This is a genomic window from Inquilinus sp. CAU 1745, assembly GCF_039839375.1.
Lineage (GTDB): Bacteria > Pseudomonadota > Alphaproteobacteria > DSM-16000 > Inquilinaceae > JBDOQU01.
Genome location: NZ_JBDOQU010000008.1, coordinates 1 through 16,145 on the forward strand (window position 1 = coordinate 1; position 16,145 = coordinate 16,145).

Below are 16,145 nucleotides of genomic sequence, written 5' to 3' on the forward strand. Positions count from 1 at the left end.
ACGCACCCACAAATTGCGCCGCTTCACGGCGGCCCGGCCGGGCCGCCGTGAAGCAGAACAAAACCAGAAATCTGTCAACGATCCTAACGGTCTATAACGTCAACTATGTTCCCGGTTGCTCACCGGAGCGACAGCTTCGGGAAGGTGGGGGTGATCGGCTTTTACGGCTTCTTAAGCCGGGGCATTCACAGTCGCCGAACAGCCCGACAACAGCATCGGCGGTCGACTCCCCGTGTCCTCCCTGGAAACAGCCATCCGGCAGCAGCCGCTGCGCGCCCTGGCCGCCGCGCTCGCCAGCGGTGAGCATTTCAACCTGAATTCCGTCTTCGTTACGGCGGCCGGCGACCTGACGGTCGAGCGCCCGGGCCGGCCCGCGCGCTGCAAGTTCCGGCTGGACGGCCTCAGCTACGCCATGGCGCTGACGCCGGACGACGAGGGATGCGCGCTGGCGCTGGAGACCACCGTCGGCTACGTGCCCTTCACCGCCCATGGCGGCACGGCGCGCGAGGCCATGCGGCGGATGCTGGCGGCGCTGGGGACGGGACAGTCGGTGAACGTCGCGGCGGAAGACCTTCAGGCGATCATCCTGCGGGTGGATGGCAGGGTGGAAGGCGCGGTGACGCCGGTCGCCGTCATCACAGCCATCGTCGAGGCTGTGGCCCGCGCCCGCGCCTATGTCAGGCTGGTCCACGAGGCGTTGCCGCCCTCCCTCATCCCGGGGACGCGGCCCCGGACTCCCGCTCCGGCACAGTGAAGATCTGGCCCGGATAGATCAGGTCCGGATCGCGGATCTGATCGGCGTTGGCCTGATAGATCACCGTGTACTGGATGCCTTCGCCATAGAGGCGGCGGGCGATCCGCCACAGGCTGTTGCCCGGCTGGACGATCACCTGACCGTCGGCCAGCGCGGCCTGGATCGCCGCCGGATCGGCGCGCTGGAAGGGCGTTTCGGCGCGCGCGGAGACGCTGCCTTCCTCCGTCACCTCATCGACCCGGAGATGGTAGGTGCCGGTGTCGACCGGACGGTCCGGCCTGACCGTGAACGCGCCTTGGGAATCCGCGCGACCGCTGGCCACCAGCTCATTATCCAGATAGAGGCGGACCTCCGCGTCGGGGGCTGCCTGGCCGCTGACGATGATGTCGCCTTCCTGATCGTAATCGACCACGTCGATCGACACGGGCTCGTCCCCTCCGCCCGGCTCCGCTGTCATGGTGGCGGTGGAGGGTGATGCCGAGGCAACGTCGGCCGGCGCATCGGCAGGCTGCCCCTCCGGGTCGCCCACCGGCGCGGCCGGAGCCTGGAGGACCTGGGTCGCGCCCAGCTGGTCGCGCGGGACCAGAAGGGCGAGCGGCGTCGGCGCTTCCTCGCCCCCGCCCCCTTCCGTCGCGGGCTCCCCGGCCACATCGGTTCCGGGTTCGGGGACGACGACGAGCACCACATCCTCCGACAGAACGGTCTCGCCCGTCTCGTCCTCCGCCCTTAGCCCAAGCTCGCGGCTGCCGGGGGGCAGCGGCTCGTCGGAGAGGAAGACGAAATCGCCGTTGGAGTCGGTCGTTACCTCGCCGATCTCCCGGTTGCCGTCGAACACCAGGATCCTTGTGTCAGGCGCGGCGCTGCCGGCGATGATGGTGCTGCCGCGCGGCCCGATGCGCACAGCGTCGAAGCTGGGCGCGATCATGGGAGGCGCGGAATCTTCCGACGGGGTGGCCGAGGGCTCACTCGGGGCGTCAGCCGTTTCGGCCGTCACTTCCTCCTCCGCCGACGGCAGCGCCGCGACCTGTGCAGCGTCATCGGCCGGCTCCGCGTCCGGTTCGGTCGCCGGAGCGGCGTCGGATGCGGGCGGCCGGGTATCGTTCTCGGGTCCGGAAGGGTCGGCGGCGGCGGTTTCGGTCGCCGGCGCATCCTCGGCCGGCGTTGCGGCGGCGTTTTCCGGCGGCGGGGTTTCCGCCACTGTCGGCCGGAATGCGTAATAGCCGATCGCGCCGGCGGCGAAGCCGACTGCGATCACTCCCAAAACCAGATACCGTTTCACCCGTTCCCCGCTTCGAAACTTCCTGCTTCCCCGGAAACCACGGTAATCCTCGTTTCACGGGGGCGCAACAAATGGGCGGGCCCGCGTGTCGCCGGACGCCCGCCAAACGCCCCGGCGCTTGCCGGACGCGGGTGCGGCATGGTACCCGCAAGAACCGATCTTTCCTGTTACGGCGACGGCGCGCGATCGGTTTCGAGCGCAGCCGCCAACGCCGCTTTCCTCAAGGTTTTCGCGCTCATGTCCGAGATCAGTTCCATCTGCGTCTATTGCGGTTCGTCCAACCGGGTCGACCAGCGGTACAAGGATTCCGCCCGCGCGCTGGGGCAGGCGATCGCCGCGCGCGGAATCGACCTGGTCTATGGCGGTGGCCGGGTCGGGCTGATGGGCATCGTCGCCGATTCGGCCCTGGAGGCCGGCGGTCGGGTCGCCGGCATCATCCCGCAGCACATCCAGGCGCTGGAGGTGGAGCATACCGGCCTGCACGAGCTGCATGTCGTCGACAGCATGCACACCCGCAAGCGGATGATGGTGGAGCGGTCCGACGCGTTCGTGGTGCTGCCCGGCGGCTTCGGCACGCTGGACGAGACGTTCGAGATCCTGACCTGGAAGCAGCTTGGCCTGCACGACAAGCCGATCGTGATCGTCGACCAGGACGGCTATTGGCGGCCGCTGCTGGAACTGATCGACCACATGATCAAGGAAGGGTTCGGCCGGCCGGAGCATCGGAAGCTCTACCGCGTCGCGCCGGGCGTCGAGGAGGTGTTCGCCGCGCTGGCGCTGGCGCCGGAACCGGTGATCGAGCCCCAGGCAAAGTGGCTCTAGCAAGAAGAACGGGGACGGGGGCGGCCATGGCGACTTCACTCAGCGTCAACCTGAACAAGGTCGCCCTGCTGCGCAACCAGCGCGATGTCGGCTATCCGAGCGTGCTGGAGGCGGCCAGGATCTGCCTGCGGGCCGGCGCGCACGGCATCACCGTCCATCCGCGCCCCGATGAGAGACACATCCGTCGGAGCGACGTGACGGAGCTTTCAGCCCTGCTGCGCGAGGAAGCCGACGAGGCGATCGAGTTCAACATCGAAGGCAACCCCTTCCCCGACTTCATGGCGCTGGTCGAGGAGGTCCGCCCCGCGCAGGCGACGCTGGTGCCCGACGCGCCGGAGGCCGCGACATCCGACGCCGGCTGGAACATCGCGCGCGACGCCGACCGGCTGACGCCGATCATCCGCGACCTGAAGGCGATGGGCTGCCGGGTCAGCCTGTTCGTGGATGCCGACCCGTCGGTGATGCCGCTGGCGGCCGAAGTCGGCGCGGACCGCGTGGAGCTTTATACCGGCCCCTACGCCCACGCCTTCGGCGGCTCCGCCCAGCCATCGGTCCTGGCCGATTATGTCAGGACCGCCGAGGCGGCGCGCGCCTGCGGGCTGGGCGTCAATGCCGGCCACGATCTGACGCTGGACAATTTGCCGACGCTGCGGCGGGCGATGCCGTGGCTAGCCGAGGTCTCGATAGGCCACGCCCTGGTCGCCGACGCACTATGGCTGGGGCTGGAGCCAGCCGTCAGGGCCTATCTTGAGGCGCTGGCCCGCTGAGCTCTCCGGCCCGGCCGTCAGCGGTCCGCGTCGCGGCTGACCAGCTTGCTGAACCGGCTGTCCTCCTCATAGAGCAGGGCCAGATCCTTCCCGTCGAATTCGCGGAAGAACTCGTCCCAGTCGATCTCCACCAGCTCGTCATGTTCGGATTGCGGCGCGTCGGGGAACATGATGCGGACGATGCCGACATCGTCGCCCTCATGGGTGTCGCCGACCGCCGCCGGCTTACCGCCCTTGCCTTCCGCCCAGCGGCGAATGGTGTCGTGGTCGGTGGTTCGCTTGGCCATGGTCGCAAGATTCCTTCTTCGCTGTCGCCTCCTTCCCCACCTCCCTCAACACGCGAGATGCCGTTGCGTTCTTTGCCGTTGTCGGGCGCGATGCTATAACGCCGCGCGATTTTCGGGAAATCTCCCATCCAGGCGGAGCCCCAGGCCGGGCCGTCCGCCATCCGCAGCAGTCAGGAGACGTTTGAAGATGGCCAAGATCAAGGTCGCCAACCCGGTCGTCGAGTTGGACGGCGACGAGATGACGCGCATCATCTGGCAGTTCATCAAGGACAAGCTGGTGCTGCCCTATCTCGACATCGACCTGAAATATTACGATCTGGGGGTCGAGAAGCGGGACGAGACGGACGACCAGATCACCGTCGACGCGGCGAACGCGATCAAGCAGTACGGCGTCGGCGTCAAATGCGCGACCATCACGCCGGACGAGGCGCGGGTCGAGGAATTCGGCCTGAAGAAGATGTGGCGGTCGCCCAACGGCACCATCCGCAACATCGTCGGCGGCACCATCTTCCGGGAGCCGATCATCTGCCGCAACGTGCCCCGGCTTGTGCCGGGCTGGACCCAGCCGATCGTCATCGGCCGCCACGCCTTCGGCGACCAGTACCGGGCGACCGACTTCAAGTTTCCGGGCGCCGGCAAGCTGACCATGACCTTCACCCCTTCCGATGGCGGCAAGCCTGTCGAGTACGAGGTGTTCGACGCGCCGGAGGCCGGCGTGGCGATGGGCATGTACAATCTGGACGAATCGATCCGCGGCTTCGCCCGGTCCTGCATGAACTATGGCCTACAGCGCGGCTATCCGGTCTACCTGTCGACCAAGAACACCATCCTCAAGGTCTATGACGGCCGGTTCAAGGACCTGTTCCAGGAGGTGTTCGACAAGGAGTTCGCCGACAAGTTCAAGGCCAAGGGCATCAGCTACGAGCACCGGCTGATCGACGACATGGTGGCGTCGGCCCTGAAATGGGAAGGCGGCTATGTCTGGGCCTGCAAGAACTACGATGGCGACGTGCAGTCCGACACGGTGGCCCAGGGCTTCGGGTCGCTGGGGCTGATGACCTCCGTCCTGATGACGCCGGACGGCCAGACGGTGGAGGCCGAGGCCGCCCACGGCACCGTCACCCGGCATTACCGCCTGCACCAGCAGGGCAAGGAGACCTCGACCAACCCGATCGCGTCGATCTTCGCCTGGAGCCGGGGTCTTTCCTACCGCGCCAAGTTCGACGACACGCCCGACGTGGCGGCCTTCGCGGAGGCGCTGGAGAAGGTCTGCGTCGAGACGGTCGAGAGCGGGGCGATGACCAAGGACCTGGCGATCCTGATCGGGCCCGAGCAGCCCTGGATGACCACGCGTCAGTTCCTGGACACGCTGGACGCCAATCTGAAGAAGGAAATGGCGAAGGCCTGACCTTCCGCCGGAACGACGAAGGGCCCGCCGATCGGCGGGCCCTTTTCGTTTGACGAACCAACCAACTATCCCCTCACCCTCCCGCTTCGCGGGTCCCTCCCTCTCCCACAAGGGGAGAGGGTGAGTTGGTAGCCCTCTCCCCTTGTGGGAGAGGGTTGGGTGAGGGGTGGTTGTTAGCCCACGGCCTTCCGGTCTTCCTTCTTCTTGGGGGCCTGGTAGGCCATCGCGGCGTGTTCCATGCAGTAGGGCAGCCCGCCATAGACGCCCTTGCCGCAGAAGCGGAAGCCGGACTGCTTGGGGTCGCCGATCGGCCAGCGGCACATGCGTTCGGTCAGGCTGAGGATGTTCGCGCCCTCAGGGGCGGCTTCGCGGGCCGGCGCGGGCTTTGCGGGTGCCGGAGCGGCGACTGAGTCCGGGGCGGCGGCCGAGGCGGCTTCGGCCTCATCCTCCGGCTTCGCCTTGATCGGCGAGGGCCGCCCGGAGAGGCCCAGCCTGTGGGCCTTGCCGATTACCGCGTTGCGCGACACGCCCCCCAGCATGTCCGCGATCTCGCTGGCGCTCTTGCCCGAGCCCCAGAGCTGGCGCAGCCGCTCGATCCTGTCCTCGGTCCAACTCATGCCGTCTGTCCCCCTCGTTCGCAGGAAAATCGGCACGCCGGGCGGCGCTTTCGAAAGAACGCCATATTTGGTGCCGGGCTTTTGGGGATACTACAACATGGGCGACACAAGACCTAGAGGCATCCGGGACCCGCACCGCTGAAACTTGTGGATGAAACTCCCTTCAATGCCGGATATTGAGGATTCCCGCGGAGAAGCGGGCAAAGAAAAGCCCGCCCCGAATGACGGGCGGGCTTTTCCCCGGTAAAGGAGGCGGGATCAGCCGGTCACGGCATTTCCCGGATCTCTCCGGTGCGCGTGTCGAGTTCGAGCGTCACCTGGCGAAGGTCGGTGGTCGTCGCCTGGACGACATAGACATCGCCCTCGCGACGGATGCTCTGATACTGCGAATAGCCCCGTTCGGACATGTGGTTCAGCAACCGGGTCAGCGGCACCTCCGCCATGTCCTGCTGGGTGTAGGGTTCGTCGTTCGCGAAATTGTCGTAAGCGGCAGCGCCGCTCTGGGAAGGCGGCATCGCCCCCTGGGCGGGCATCGTGCTCTGGGCGTGGGCCCCGGCGCTGATGCCGGCGATGGCGAGCGCGGCGGTCAGGCAGGTCAATCGGTTCATGAGGGCTTCTCCTTCTTCTCGGCCGGAAGCAAACGGGCGCGCGTGCCGCGCCGCCGCCGCTTCCCTGCCCCCGATAAACGGGCCGCGCGGCCATCCGTTCCGCCATCGGGTAGCGGAGCGGGAGCGTCAGCCCGCCAGCGCGCCCTCGATCGCCGCCAGCGCATCGGCCGCGCGGTCGCCGTCGGGGCCGCCGGCCTGGGCCATGTCGGGCCGCCCGCCGCCGCCCTTGCCGCCGACCGCCTGGGAGCCGGCGCGGACCAGATCGACCGCGCTGAACCGCCCGGCGAGATCGTCGGTGACGCCGACGACCAGAGAGGCCTTGCCGTCATTGACCGCGACCAGCGCGACGATGCCCGAGCCGAGCGACTTCTTCAGCTCGTCGGCCATCGGCTTCAGATCCTTCGCCGGCATGTCCTCCAGCACGCGGCCGGCGAACTTCACGCCCGCGATCTCCTTAGCCTCAGCCCCCTGGGCCGCGCCGCCGCCAGAGGCCAGCTTGCGGCGCAGGTCGGAAACTTCGCGCTCCAGCCGGCGGCGATCCTCGACCAGGGCCGTGACGCGCGCCGGCAGTTCGCCGGCCGTGGCCTTCGCCGCCATGGCGGCCTCGGCCAGCAGCTTCTCCTGGAGCGCGGTGTGGGCGACGGCGTCGGCGCCGGTCAGCGCCTCGATCCGGCGAACCCCGGCGGCGACGGCGCTTTCGCCGACCAGCTTGAACAGGCCGATATCGCCGGTGCGGCCGACATGGGTGCCGCCGCACAGCTCCAGCGAATAGGCCCGGTTGCCGTCGCGGCCCATGGAGACGACGCGGACGGTGTCGCCGTATTTCTCCCCGAACAGCGCCATCGCGCCCTCCTCGATCGCCTCGTCGGGCGTCATCAGGCGGGTCGTGACCTCGGCGTTCTCGCGGATGCGGCCATTCACCTCCGCCTCCACGACAGCGATGTCCTCCGTCGTCAGCGGGCGGGGCTGGCTGATGTCGAAGCGCAGCCGGTCGGGCGCGACCAGCGAGCCCTTCTGGGTGACATGGTCGCCCAGCCGCCGGCGCAGCGCCTCATGCAGCAGGTGGGTCGCGGAATGGTTGGCGCGAATGGCGGTCCGCCGGACGGAATCGACCTTGAGGTCGACCGTGTCGCCCACGGCGATCGTGCCTTTTATACCCCGACCAAAATGGACCCACAGATCATTAACTTTCTTCTGCGTGGTGGTTATTTCAATTTGAGCATCTCCTTTATACATAAACCCAGCATCACCTACTTGACCGCCAGATTCTCCATAAAAAGGGGTTTGATTAACTACTACAGCAACCTCACCGTACTCATCCCAATTAGTTATTTCATCGACTGGAATCCCATCGACAATAATCGATTGGACAACGCCCTCTGCCTCTTCCGTCTGATACCCCAGGAACTCCGTCGCGCCGACGGAATCGCGGATTTCGAACCAGACCGATTCCGTCGCCGCCTCGCCGGAGCCGGCCCAGCTTTTCCGCGCCTCGGCGCGCTGCCGCTCCATCGCCGCGTCGAAGCCCGGCTGGTCGACCACCCGCCCCTGCCCGCGCAGCACGTCCTGGGTGAGGTCGAGCGGGAAGCCGTAGGTGTCGTAGAGCTTGAACGCGACCTCGCCCGGCAGATCACTGCCTTGCGCCAGGCGCGCCGTTTCCTCGTCCAGCAGCTTCAGCCCGCGGTCGAGCGTGGTCTTGAAGCGTGTCTCCTCCAGCTTCAGCGTCTCGGAGATCAGGGCCTGGGCGCGACCGAGCTCCGGATAGGCGCCGCCCATCTGGCCGACCAGCGTCGAGACCAGCGTCCACATCACCGGATCCCGCGCGCCGATCATGTGGGCATGGCGCATCGCGCGGCGCATGATCCGGCGCAGCACGTAACCCCGTCCCTCATTGGACGGCAGCACGCCGTCGGCGATCAGGAAGGAGGTGGCGCGCAGATGGTCGGCGATGACCCGGTGGGAGATCTTGTGCGGCCCGTCGGGGTCGGAATTGGTGGCCTCGGCCGACGCCTCGATCAGAGCGCGCATGAGGTCGATGTCGTAATTGTCGTGCTTGCCCTGCAGCACGGCGGCCACGCGCTCCAGCCCCATGCCGGTGTCGATCGACGGCCGGGGCAGGTCGACGCGCCTGTCCGCGGCCAACTGCTCGAACTGCATGAAGACGAGGTTCCAGATCTCGATGAACCGGTCGCCATCCTCGTCCGGGCTGCCGGGCGGGCCGCCGGGGATGCCGGGGCCATGGTCGAAGAAGATCTCCGAACACGGGCCGCAGGGGCCGGTGTCGCCCATCGCCCAGAAATTGTCCGAGGTGGAGATGCGGATGATCCGGTCGTCCGGCAGGCCAGCGACCTTCTTCCAGAGGGCGGCGGCCTCCTCATCCTCCGAATAGACGGTGGCCAGCAGCCGCTCCTTCGGCAGGCCGAACTCCTTCGTGATCAGGGTCCAGGCGAGGTCGATCGCCGTTTCCTTGAAATAGTCGCCGAACGAGAAATTCCCCAGCATCTCGAAGAAGGTGTGGTGCCGGGCGGTGTGGCCGACATTCTCGAGATCATTATGCTTGCCGCCGGCGCGCACGCATTTCTGGGCGGTGACGGCGCGGCTGTAGGGTCGCGCCTCGGCGCCGGTGAAGACGTTCTTGAACTGCACCATCCCGGCATTGACGAACATCAGCGTCGGGTCGTTGCGCGGCACGAGCGGGCTGGACGCCACCTTCTCATGGCCGTTCCGGGCGAAGAAGTTCAGGAAGGTGGAGCGGATGTCGTTGACGGTCTGCATCTTGATCCCAAGGCTTCGGGGTCTTCGCCCGGGCGCGGGCCCGGCCTTAGTATCAATCCGATGCGCCGGGTGTCCATCGGCGGATTTTTTGGATGTAGGCTTTTGTCGGCTTTTGTTGGCTTGGCGGCCAACATCACCAATTGTTCGAGCTGCCACTCGGTAGTATTAAGTAGGAGTCCTCCAGCAGGAGCCCCCTTCATGCAGACCGAGAAGCTGAGCATAAGCCTTCCCCTGGACATGGCCCGCATGGTCCGCCGCCAGGTCGAAAACGGCGACTACGCTTCTAACAGCGAAGTCATCCGGGACGCGCTGCGCATATGGCAGCAGCGCGAAGAGGAGCGGGCGGAGCGGCTGGAGATCATCCGCGCCAAGATCAGCGATGCGGCGGAGAATCCCGAGCGGCTGACGCCCCAGGAGGTCCGCCAGCGTCTGGACCGGCTGCACCGGCGCACGGCTGGGGAGCCCTGATGGCGTTCCTCGGTCTTGTCTACGCGATCGAAGCCGTCGAAGACCTCCAATCAATCTATCTCCACATCGCCTCGGATTCTCCTGAGTCCGCCGATCGTTTCGTGAGGGAAATCGAAGCCCGGTGCGAGATACTGCGGGAAGTCCCGGAAATCGGCGTCAGCCGCTCCGACCTACTGGAGGGCGCACGCATCCTGACTTTTCGTCGGCGGGTGGTGATTGTCTATCGGCTTTCCGCTGGAAAGATCGATGTCCTCCGCATCTTCTACGGGGGCCGCGACTATGAGGCCATTATCCTCGGCGAGTGAAGGCGAATGGTAGTTTTCGCCCCTCTCTCATGGTGAGCGTGTCGAACCATGAGAGCCCGCACCTTTCGACAAGCTCAAGATGAGGAATCTTCTGTGAAGTCATGGCAGACCCCGATCCGGCGTCGATGACGACCGAACCGTGCCCACCTCGTCGCAGGTGGTGAAGTGGAGACGGCCTATGGATTCCGGATCAAGTCCGGAATGACCAACAAAAACAATGTCATGCTGGACTTGATCCAGCATCCATGCGGCATCGATAGTGGACGAGGCCGCGCCCGGTCCTTCGCCGTTGGTGAAGCGGGTACGGCCTATGGATTCCGGATCAAGTCCGGAATGACCAACAAAAACCTCATGGTGAGCCTGTCGAACCATGTGTGCCCGGACCCTTCGACAAGCTCAAGGTGAGGCAACGGCGGGCGGCGGACCTGATCGGCGTTTCAGGTCCGCCAGAGGCGCTCACTCGTCGGAGGCCTCCCCGGAGGACTCCTCCTCCCCGACCATCATCTTCTCCGACACGAGGCCGGCGTTCTCCCGGATCTTATGTTCGATGGCGGTGGCGATCTGGGGGTTGTCCTTCAGGAAGACCTTGGCGTTCTCCCGGCCCTGGCCGACCCGCTGGCCGTCATAGGAGAACCAGGCGCCGGCCTTCTCCACCACGCCGGCCTGGACGCCGAGATCCAGCAGTTCGCCGGTCTTCGAGACGCCCTCGCCATACATGATGTCGAACTCCACCGTTCGGAACGGCGGGGCCATCTTGTTCTTGACCACCTTCACGCGGGTCTGGTTGCCGACGACGGTGTCGCGGTCCTTGATCGCGCCGATGCGGCGGATGTCCAGCCGGATGGAGGAGTAGAATTTCAGCGCGTTGCCGCCCGTCGTCGTCTCCGGGCTGCCGAACATCACGCCGATCTTGTGGCGGATCTGGTTGATGAAGATGACGAGGCCGTTGGAGCGGGAGATCGACGCGGTCAGCTTGCGCAGCGCCTGGCTCATCAGCCGCGCCTGGAGGCCGGGGAGGCTGTCCCCCATCTCGCCCTCCAGTTCCGCCCGGGGCACCAGAGCTGCGACCGAATCGATCACCAGCACGTCGATGGCGCCGGACCGGACCAGCGTGTCCGCGATCTCCAGCGCCTGCTCGCCGGCATCGGGCTGGGAGATCAGGAGGTCGTCCACATTGACGCCCAGCTTGCGCGCATAGGTCGGGTCGAGCGCATGTTCGGCGTCGACGAACGCGCAGGTGCCGCCGGCCTTCTGCGCCTCAGCCACCGCATGGAGGGCGAGCGTCGTCTTGCCGGAGCTTTCCGGCCCGTAGATCTCGATGATCCGGCCCTTGGGCAGGCCGCCGATGCCGAGCGCGATGTCGAGCCCGAGCGAGCCGGTCGATACGACCTCCGCATCCACCTGCTGGCGGGCGCCGAGCTTCATGATGGAGCCCTTGCCGAACGCGCGCTCGATCTGCACCAGAGCGGCATCCAAGGCCTTCTGCTTATCCATGGGGGTTCTTTCGACCAAGCGGAGCTGCGGGGTGGACATGGGTTGATCCCTCCTCTGTGTCCCATAGGTACGCCGGCAAGCGCAACATGCCTGATCGTACTTGTTTTGTTCTTGTGTGGAAAGAGATGATTTTCCGGTTTTGTTCTTTTTGGAACATAGTGAATTCCGGCCAAAAATCCTATATAATGGCATTTGTTGGTAACAATAGCAGGAGGCTCGAAGTGCCGAAGAACACGTCGGTTTCCCTGGGCGATCATTTCAGCAGCTTCATCGACCATCAGCTTATCCAGGGGCGATACGGATCAGCCAGCGAGGTCGTGCGGGCGGGCCTGCGTCTTCTGGAGGAACGGGAGACGAAGCTGGAGGCCCTGCGCGCGGCGCTAGTGGAGGGCGAGCGAAGCGGGCCGCCGGAGCCTTTCGATTTCGATGCCTTTCTGGAGGAGAAGCGACGGTCCCAACCGGAATGACGGCCTATCTCCTTTCGCCCGCCGCGAGGGCGGATATCGATTCCATCTGGGCCTATACCCGTCAACACATGGGGTACGAGACAGGCGGAACGCTACATCCTGTCCGTCCGAAACGCTTGTGATGCCCTAGCGCGCGGCGAGAGGCACGGCCGACCCGCAGGGGCGATTCGTCCCGATTATCTCAAGTTCGCCGTCGGCTCCCATCTGCTGTTCTATCGAACCGCCCGATCCGGCGAGATCGAAGTGATCCGCATCCTGCACCAGCGGATGGATGTCGAGGCGCAACTCGACTCCTGAGCCGCCTACTCACTTGGAATATGCCGAAGTACCCAGGCACACATGGTTCGACGAGCTCACCATGAGGGAAGAGCGGGAGAACCGCGGGAGGAGAATCACCCCGCGCGGATCACGTCCTTCACCTTGGAGGCGAGCTGTTTCAGGCTGAAGGGTTTGGGGAGGAAGTGGATGGTTTCGCCGTCGGCGTCGTCGAGATGGCGGCGGAATCGGTCTTCGGTGTAGCCGGAGATGCAGATGACCTTCATGTCGGGAAGGGTCTCCCGGACCTTTCGGATAAGGGTCGGGCCGTCCATCTGGGGCATCACCACGTCGGTGACGATGAGGTCTATGCCCGCCCCATGGGCCGCCAGCACCTCCAGCGCCCCTTCGCCGCTCTTGGCCTCCAGCACCTCATAGCCCTTGTTGCGCAGCGCGCGGGCGCTGAAGACGCGGACCGGGTCCTCGTCCTCGACCAGCAGGATGCGCCCGGCGCCGGTCAGGTCGCGGGTGACCGTCTCCGCCGTCTCCAGGGTCAGCGGCTCGGCCTCCGACCGGTTTTCATGGCGGGGCAGATAGATGGAGAAGGTCGCGCCCTCCCCCGGCGCGGAATCGACCGCGACGTAGCCGCCGGTCTGGCGGACGATGCCGTAGACGGTTGAAAGGCCGAGGCCGGTGCCCGAGCCGACCTCCTTGGTGGAGAAGAACGGCTCGAAGATGCGGTTCAGGTTCTCCTGCGGGATGCCGACGCCGGAATCGTTGACCTCGATCACCACATAGTCGCCCGGCGGCACGTCGTCCGTGCCGGCGCGGACCGGCGCGGCGGCGGAGCGGTTGAAGGTCGCGATGGCGAGCTGGCCGCCATTGTTGGCCAGCATGGCGTCGCGCGCGTTGACCGCCAGGTTGATGATGACCTGCTCAAGCTGCCCCTGGTCGACCTTGACGAGCCCGAGGTCGCGGCCATGGACCATCTTCAGCGTGATGTTCTCGCCGATCAGGCGGCGCAGCAGGTTCGACAGCTCCGCCAGCACGTCGGTGATGTTGAGCACGCGGGGCTGCAGGGTCTGCTGGCGGGAGAAGGCCAGGAGCTGCCGGACCAGATTGGCGGCGCGGTTGGCGTTCTGCTTGATCTGCATGATGTCGCCGAACGAGGCGTCGCCCGGCTTGTGGCGCAGCAGCAGCAGGTCGCAGAAGCCGATCATGGCGGTCAGCAGATTGTTGAAATCATGCGCCACGCCGCCCGCGAGCTGGCCGACCGCCTGCATCTTCTGGCTCTGCGCGAACTGGCGCTCCAGGCTCTTCTGCTCCGTCTGGTCGATGAACTGGAGGATGAGGCCCGGCGCCTCGCCCTCCCCTTCCCCCTCCCCGCCCTCCAGACGGCGGGCATAGAGGGTGGCGGCCAGTTCCCGTCCCGCGCCGCCCTGGATGCGCACGTCGAAGGGCGCGTCCTCACCGCTGTCGAGCACGGATTTGAGCCGGCTGGCGACTTCCGCGCGCATCGTCTCCACGATGAAGGCGGCGAGCGGCTTGGCCTTGAAGTCGACCGCGCGGTCGCCCAGCAGATCGCCGAAGGCGCTGTTCCATTCGGCGATCCGCGCCTTTTCGTCCAGGAGCGCGATGCCGATCGGCGCATCCTCGAAGAACCGCTGGAACCGCGCTTCGGAGACGCGCAGCGCCTCCCGCATCTGGCGTTCGGAGGTCAGGTCGCGAACGACGGAACGGGTCCAGACCGTCCTGCCGTCATCGCCATGGACGACGGTCTGGGCGATCGAGGCCTGGAAGGAATGGCCGTCATGGCTTTTCATCGCGAGGTCGACGCGGCTGACCTCCGGCTCGTCGGCGACCAACGCGTAGTCCGGGCCCTCGGCCGGCGGCGCGGCCAGGAAATCGTGCAGGCGGTAGGCGCCGCGGACGAGGTCCCGCGCCTCCACCCCGAACCAGTCGGCGAGCGTAGCGTTGGCGAACAGGAACCGGCCGTCCTGATCGACCGAATAGAAGCCGACCGGCGCGTGGTCCATGAAATCGACCAGCTTGACCTGCTCCTCCCGCAGGATGGCCTCCATCTCCCGCCGCGTCGTCACGTCCTCGATCCGCCAGTGGACGTGGCCGGGGAAGCCGTCGAGCGGCCGGGCGGCGATCAGCCACCAGTTGCTGCCGCCGTCGAGCCGGGCGTGCTGCAGGTCGACGGTGAAGGAGCCGCCGGCCTCCACCGACCGGCGCAGGCGCTGGAACCGCTTCAGCGCGGAAGGGTCGCGCGACAGCGCCTCCTCGATCCGCTCGACCCGGTCGACCTCGCCGCCGAACAGCCGGCGCGCAGCGCTGCTGGCATGGTCGACGCGGCCGTCGCGGCCGACCAGCAGATGGGCCGCCGCCGTGCCGTCGAAGCTTTCGCTGAGCAGCCGAAGCTCACGGGCCAGCGCGTCGGCGCGCCGGTCAGACCGGCGCTGGAACAGGAGGGCCGCGACCGCCGCGCCCGCCGACAGGCCGGCCAGCGCCGTCGGGGCCAAGCCGCCGCCCGACGCCAGGACCGTTCCGCCGGCCAGCACGATCGCGCCGGAGCCCGCGGCCAGCACCGACCAGCCGGGCCAGCGGCCGTCATCGGCGGAAGCGCGCGCAGGGGATAGGGTCATGGCCATGGCGTCCGAATCGTCAGCCGTTTCGACTGGGGCGGCATTCTAACGGCCGTGGGGCTCATGTCAGCCATTCCATCATTTCCCGGCATCACGACGACGGGGCCGGCAGGCGGCGGCTGCGCAGCTTGAAGATGTAGGAGATGATCTCGGCCACCGCCTTGTAATGCTCCGGCGGGATCTCCTCGTCGACATCGACGGCGGCGTAGAGGGCGCGAGCGAGCGGCGGGTTCTCCACCACCGCCACCCCATGTTCCTCCGCCACCTCGCGGATGCGGAAGGCGACGGCGTCGACGCCCTTGGCCAGCACGCGGGGGGCGCCCATCTCCCCCGGATCGTATTTCATGGCGACCGCGAAATGGGTCGGGTTGGTGATGACCACGTCGGCCTCCGGCACCGCCTGGATCATCCGGCGGCGGGACCGTTCCATCCTGATCTGGCGCAGCCGCGCCTTGACCATCGGATCGCCCTCGGACTGCTTGTATTCGTCCTTGACCTCCTGCTTGGTCATCCGCTGCTGCTTCATGAATTCGAAGCGCTGATAGAGATAATCCAGCGCGGCGACCAGCGTGACGATCGCCAGGACCGCGATCATGAGCTGGACGGAGAGGTCGTAGACCCGCTCCATCACCGTTGCGGCGTCCAGTCCGGAAAGCTGCTCCATGCCCCGGAATTCCGGGATGATGACCATCGCGGCGACGATGCCGACGATGGCGATCTTGATCAGCCCCTTGACGAACTCCGCCAGCGCCTTCAGGGCGAACTGGCGCTTCAGGCCGGCGAGCGGGTTTATCTTCTCCAGCTTCGGCTTGATGTTCTCCGCCGACGCCATGAAGCCAGTCTGGATCACGCTGCCGGCGATCGCGGCGATGACCAGCACGCCCAGCGGCGCGGCCAGGATCAGGGTTATGTCCATCGCCGCGCCGGTCACCATACCCAGCAGGGCTTCGGATTCCATGGGAATGGCGTGGAGGTTGGTCAGGTAGCCGGCCAATTCCCCGGTCATGCGGAACGCCGCGAGCGGCCCGAAGACGCCGATGACCAGCGCCGCGCCCAGCAGCACGAACCAGTGCTTGACCTCCTGGGAGGAGGTGACCTGGCCTTTCTTCCGCGCCTCGTCGAGCTTCTTCTGTGACGGTTCTTCCGTTTTCTGGCTGTCGTCCTGTTCGTCGGCCATCGCTTGCCCCGCCC

Annotated in this window: 17 protein-coding genes; 8 read left to right on the forward strand and 9 right to left on the reverse strand. The window is 66.5% G+C overall.

Translation table 11 applies throughout. The annotated features are described in order from the left end of the window. The first annotated feature begins 232 nt into the window (after positions 1-232). On the forward strand, positions 233-754 hold the full coding sequence (locus AAFN89_RS11200; protein ID WP_347539077.1) for a hypothetical protein: 522 nt from the start codon (positions 233-235) through the stop codon (positions 752-754). Here the strand turns inward: AAFN89_RS11200 and AAFN89_RS11205 are convergent. Next, entirely contained in the window at positions 711-2,009 is a 1,299-nt protein-coding gene (locus AAFN89_RS11205; protein ID WP_347539079.1) for a LysM peptidoglycan-binding domain-containing protein, read from the reverse strand. The genes AAFN89_RS11200 and AAFN89_RS11205 overlap by 44 nt on opposite strands. A 261-nt stretch (positions 2,010-2,270) precedes the next feature. On the opposite strand from AAFN89_RS11205, the gene AAFN89_RS11210 reads away from it, so the two are divergent. Together AAFN89_RS11210 and AAFN89_RS11215 are read left to right on the forward strand one after the other, a co-directional pair. After that, entirely contained in the window at positions 2,271-2,855 is a 585-nt protein-coding gene (locus AAFN89_RS11210; RefSeq protein WP_347539081.1) for a TIGR00730 family Rossman fold protein, read from the forward strand. Positions 2,856-2,881: 26 nt separating this feature from the next. After that, on the forward strand, positions 2,882-3,622 hold the full coding sequence (locus AAFN89_RS11215) for a pyridoxine 5'-phosphate synthase (RefSeq protein WP_347539084.1): 741 nt from the start codon (positions 2,882-2,884) through the stop codon (positions 3,620-3,622). A 17-nt stretch (positions 3,623-3,639) separates the two neighbouring features. On the opposite strand, the gene AAFN89_RS11220 is transcribed toward AAFN89_RS11215, so the two are convergent. Next, positions 3,640-3,909, reverse strand: a complete 270-nt coding sequence (locus AAFN89_RS11220; protein ID WP_347539086.1) for a hypothetical protein — start codon at positions 3,907-3,909, stop codon at positions 3,640-3,642. Between the two features lie 187 nt (positions 3,910-4,096). Here AAFN89_RS11220 and AAFN89_RS11225 point away from each other — a divergent pair, with 187 nt between their 5' ends. After that, the gene (locus AAFN89_RS11225) at positions 4,097-5,317 is read left to right on the forward strand and encodes an NADP-dependent isocitrate dehydrogenase (RefSeq protein ID WP_347539088.1); all 1,221 of its coding nucleotides are present in this window, start codon (positions 4,097-4,099) and stop codon (positions 5,315-5,317) included. Positions 5,318-5,490: 173 nt separating this feature from the next. Here AAFN89_RS11225 and AAFN89_RS11230 read toward each other — a convergent pair whose 3' ends face one another. The 3 genes from AAFN89_RS11230 to alaS form a co-directional block, all read right to left on the reverse strand. Further along, a complete protein-coding gene (locus tag AAFN89_RS11230; protein WP_347539091.1) occupies positions 5,491-5,934 on the reverse strand; it encodes a GcrA family cell cycle regulator in 444 nt (147 codons plus the stop codon). A gap of 266 nt (positions 5,935-6,200) precedes the next feature. After that, entirely contained in the window at positions 6,201-6,542 is a 342-nt protein-coding gene (locus AAFN89_RS11235; protein ID WP_347539093.1) for a hypothetical protein, read from the reverse strand. A gap of 126 nt (positions 6,543-6,668) precedes the next feature. Then, positions 6,669-9,317, reverse strand: coding sequence for an alanine--tRNA ligase (gene alaS, locus AAFN89_RS11240; protein WP_347539095.1), 2,649 nt, complete (start codon positions 9,315-9,317; stop codon positions 6,669-6,671). Positions 9,318-9,515: 198 nt separating this feature from the next. Here alaS and AAFN89_RS11245 point away from each other — a divergent pair, with 198 nt between their 5' ends. From AAFN89_RS11245 to AAFN89_RS11255, 3 genes are all read left to right on the forward strand, one after another. Continuing rightward, complete coding sequence (locus AAFN89_RS11245; protein ID WP_347539097.1) at positions 9,516-9,785, forward strand: type II toxin-antitoxin system ParD family antitoxin; 270 nt, start codon at positions 9,516-9,518, stop codon at positions 9,783-9,785. Continuing rightward, entirely contained in the window at positions 9,785-10,090 is a 306-nt protein-coding gene (locus AAFN89_RS11250) for a type II toxin-antitoxin system RelE/ParE family toxin (RefSeq protein WP_347539099.1), read from the forward strand. Before AAFN89_RS11245 ends, AAFN89_RS11250 begins: the two co-directional genes overlap by 1 nt. 201 nt (positions 10,091-10,291) lie before the next feature. Beyond that, positions 10,292-10,495, forward strand: a complete 204-nt coding sequence (locus tag AAFN89_RS11255) for a hypothetical protein (RefSeq protein WP_347539101.1) — start codon at positions 10,292-10,294, stop codon at positions 10,493-10,495. 51 nt (positions 10,496-10,546) lie between these two features. On the opposite strand, the gene recA is transcribed toward AAFN89_RS11255, so the two are convergent. Next, a complete protein-coding gene (gene recA / locus AAFN89_RS11260) occupies positions 10,547-11,623 on the reverse strand; it encodes a recombinase RecA (RefSeq protein ID WP_347539103.1) in 1,077 nt (358 codons plus the stop codon). Between the two features lie 182 nt (positions 11,624-11,805). Between recA and AAFN89_RS11265 the strand changes: the two genes are divergently transcribed. After that, complete coding sequence (locus AAFN89_RS11265) at positions 11,806-12,051, forward strand: type II toxin-antitoxin system ParD family antitoxin (RefSeq protein WP_347539105.1); 246 nt, start codon at positions 11,806-11,808, stop codon at positions 12,049-12,051. Positions 12,052-12,177: 126 nt separating this feature from the next. On the opposite strand, the gene AAFN89_RS11270 is transcribed toward AAFN89_RS11265, so the two are convergent. The 3 genes from AAFN89_RS11270 to flhB form a co-directional block, all read right to left on the reverse strand. Continuing rightward, positions 12,178-12,336, reverse strand: a complete 159-nt coding sequence (locus AAFN89_RS11270) for a hypothetical protein (RefSeq protein WP_347539107.1) — start codon at positions 12,334-12,336, stop codon at positions 12,178-12,180. Positions 12,337-12,443: 107 nt separating this feature from the next. Beyond that, positions 12,444-14,954, reverse strand: a complete 2,511-nt coding sequence (locus AAFN89_RS11275; protein WP_347539108.1) for a PAS domain S-box protein — start codon at positions 14,952-14,954, stop codon at positions 12,444-12,446. Between the two features lie 91 nt (positions 14,955-15,045). Further along, positions 15,046-16,131 (reverse strand): flagellar biosynthesis protein FlhB, encoded by a 1,086-nt coding sequence (gene flhB / locus AAFN89_RS11280; RefSeq protein WP_347539109.1) that lies wholly within the window; start codon positions 16,129-16,131, stop codon positions 15,046-15,048. Positions 16,132-16,145: the final 14 nt, after the last annotated feature.

What these genes read in the sequence shown, in the direction of transcription:
- AAFN89_RS11210 (WP_347539081.1), top strand. Translation starts at nt 2,271, where the DNA reads ATGTCCGAGATCAGTTCCATCTGCGTCTATTGCGGTTCGTCCAACCGG.
- AAFN89_RS11215 (WP_347539084.1), top strand. Translation starts at nt 2,882, where the DNA reads ATGGCGACTTCACTCAGCGTCAACCTGAACAAGGTCGCCCTGCTGCGC.
- AAFN89_RS11220 (WP_347539086.1), bottom strand. Translation starts at nt 3,909, where the DNA reads ATGGCCAAGCGAACCACCGACCACGACACCATTCGCCGCTGGGCGGAA.
- AAFN89_RS11225 (WP_347539088.1), top strand. Translation starts at nt 4,097, where the DNA reads ATGGCCAAGATCAAGGTCGCCAACCCGGTCGTCGAGTTGGACGGCGAC.
- AAFN89_RS11230 (WP_347539091.1), bottom strand. Translation starts at nt 5,934, where the DNA reads ATGAGTTGGACCGAGGACAGGATCGAGCGGCTGCGCCAGCTCTGGGGC.
- AAFN89_RS11235 (WP_347539093.1), bottom strand. Translation starts at nt 6,542, where the DNA reads ATGAACCGATTGACCTGCCTGACCGCCGCGCTCGCCATCGCCGGCATC.
- alaS (WP_347539095.1), bottom strand. Translation starts at nt 9,317, where the DNA reads ATGCAGACCGTCAACGACATCCGCTCCACCTTCCTGAACTTCTTCGCC.
- AAFN89_RS11245 (WP_347539097.1), top strand. Translation starts at nt 9,516, where the DNA reads ATGCAGACCGAGAAGCTGAGCATAAGCCTTCCCCTGGACATGGCCCGC.
- AAFN89_RS11250 (WP_347539099.1), top strand. Translation starts at nt 9,785, where the DNA reads ATGGCGTTCCTCGGTCTTGTCTACGCGATCGAAGCCGTCGAAGACCTC.
- AAFN89_RS11255 (WP_347539101.1), top strand. Translation starts at nt 10,292, where the DNA reads ATGACCAACAAAAACAATGTCATGCTGGACTTGATCCAGCATCCATGC.
- recA (WP_347539103.1), bottom strand. Translation starts at nt 11,623, where the DNA reads ATGTCCACCCCGCAGCTCCGCTTGGTCGAAAGAACCCCCATGGATAAG.
- AAFN89_RS11275 (WP_347539108.1), bottom strand. Translation starts at nt 14,954, where the DNA reads ATGACCCTATCCCCTGCGCGCGCTTCCGCCGATGACGGCCGCTGGCCC.
- flhB (WP_347539109.1), bottom strand. Translation starts at nt 16,131, where the DNA reads ATGGCCGACGAACAGGACGACAGCCAGAAAACGGAAGAACCGTCACAG.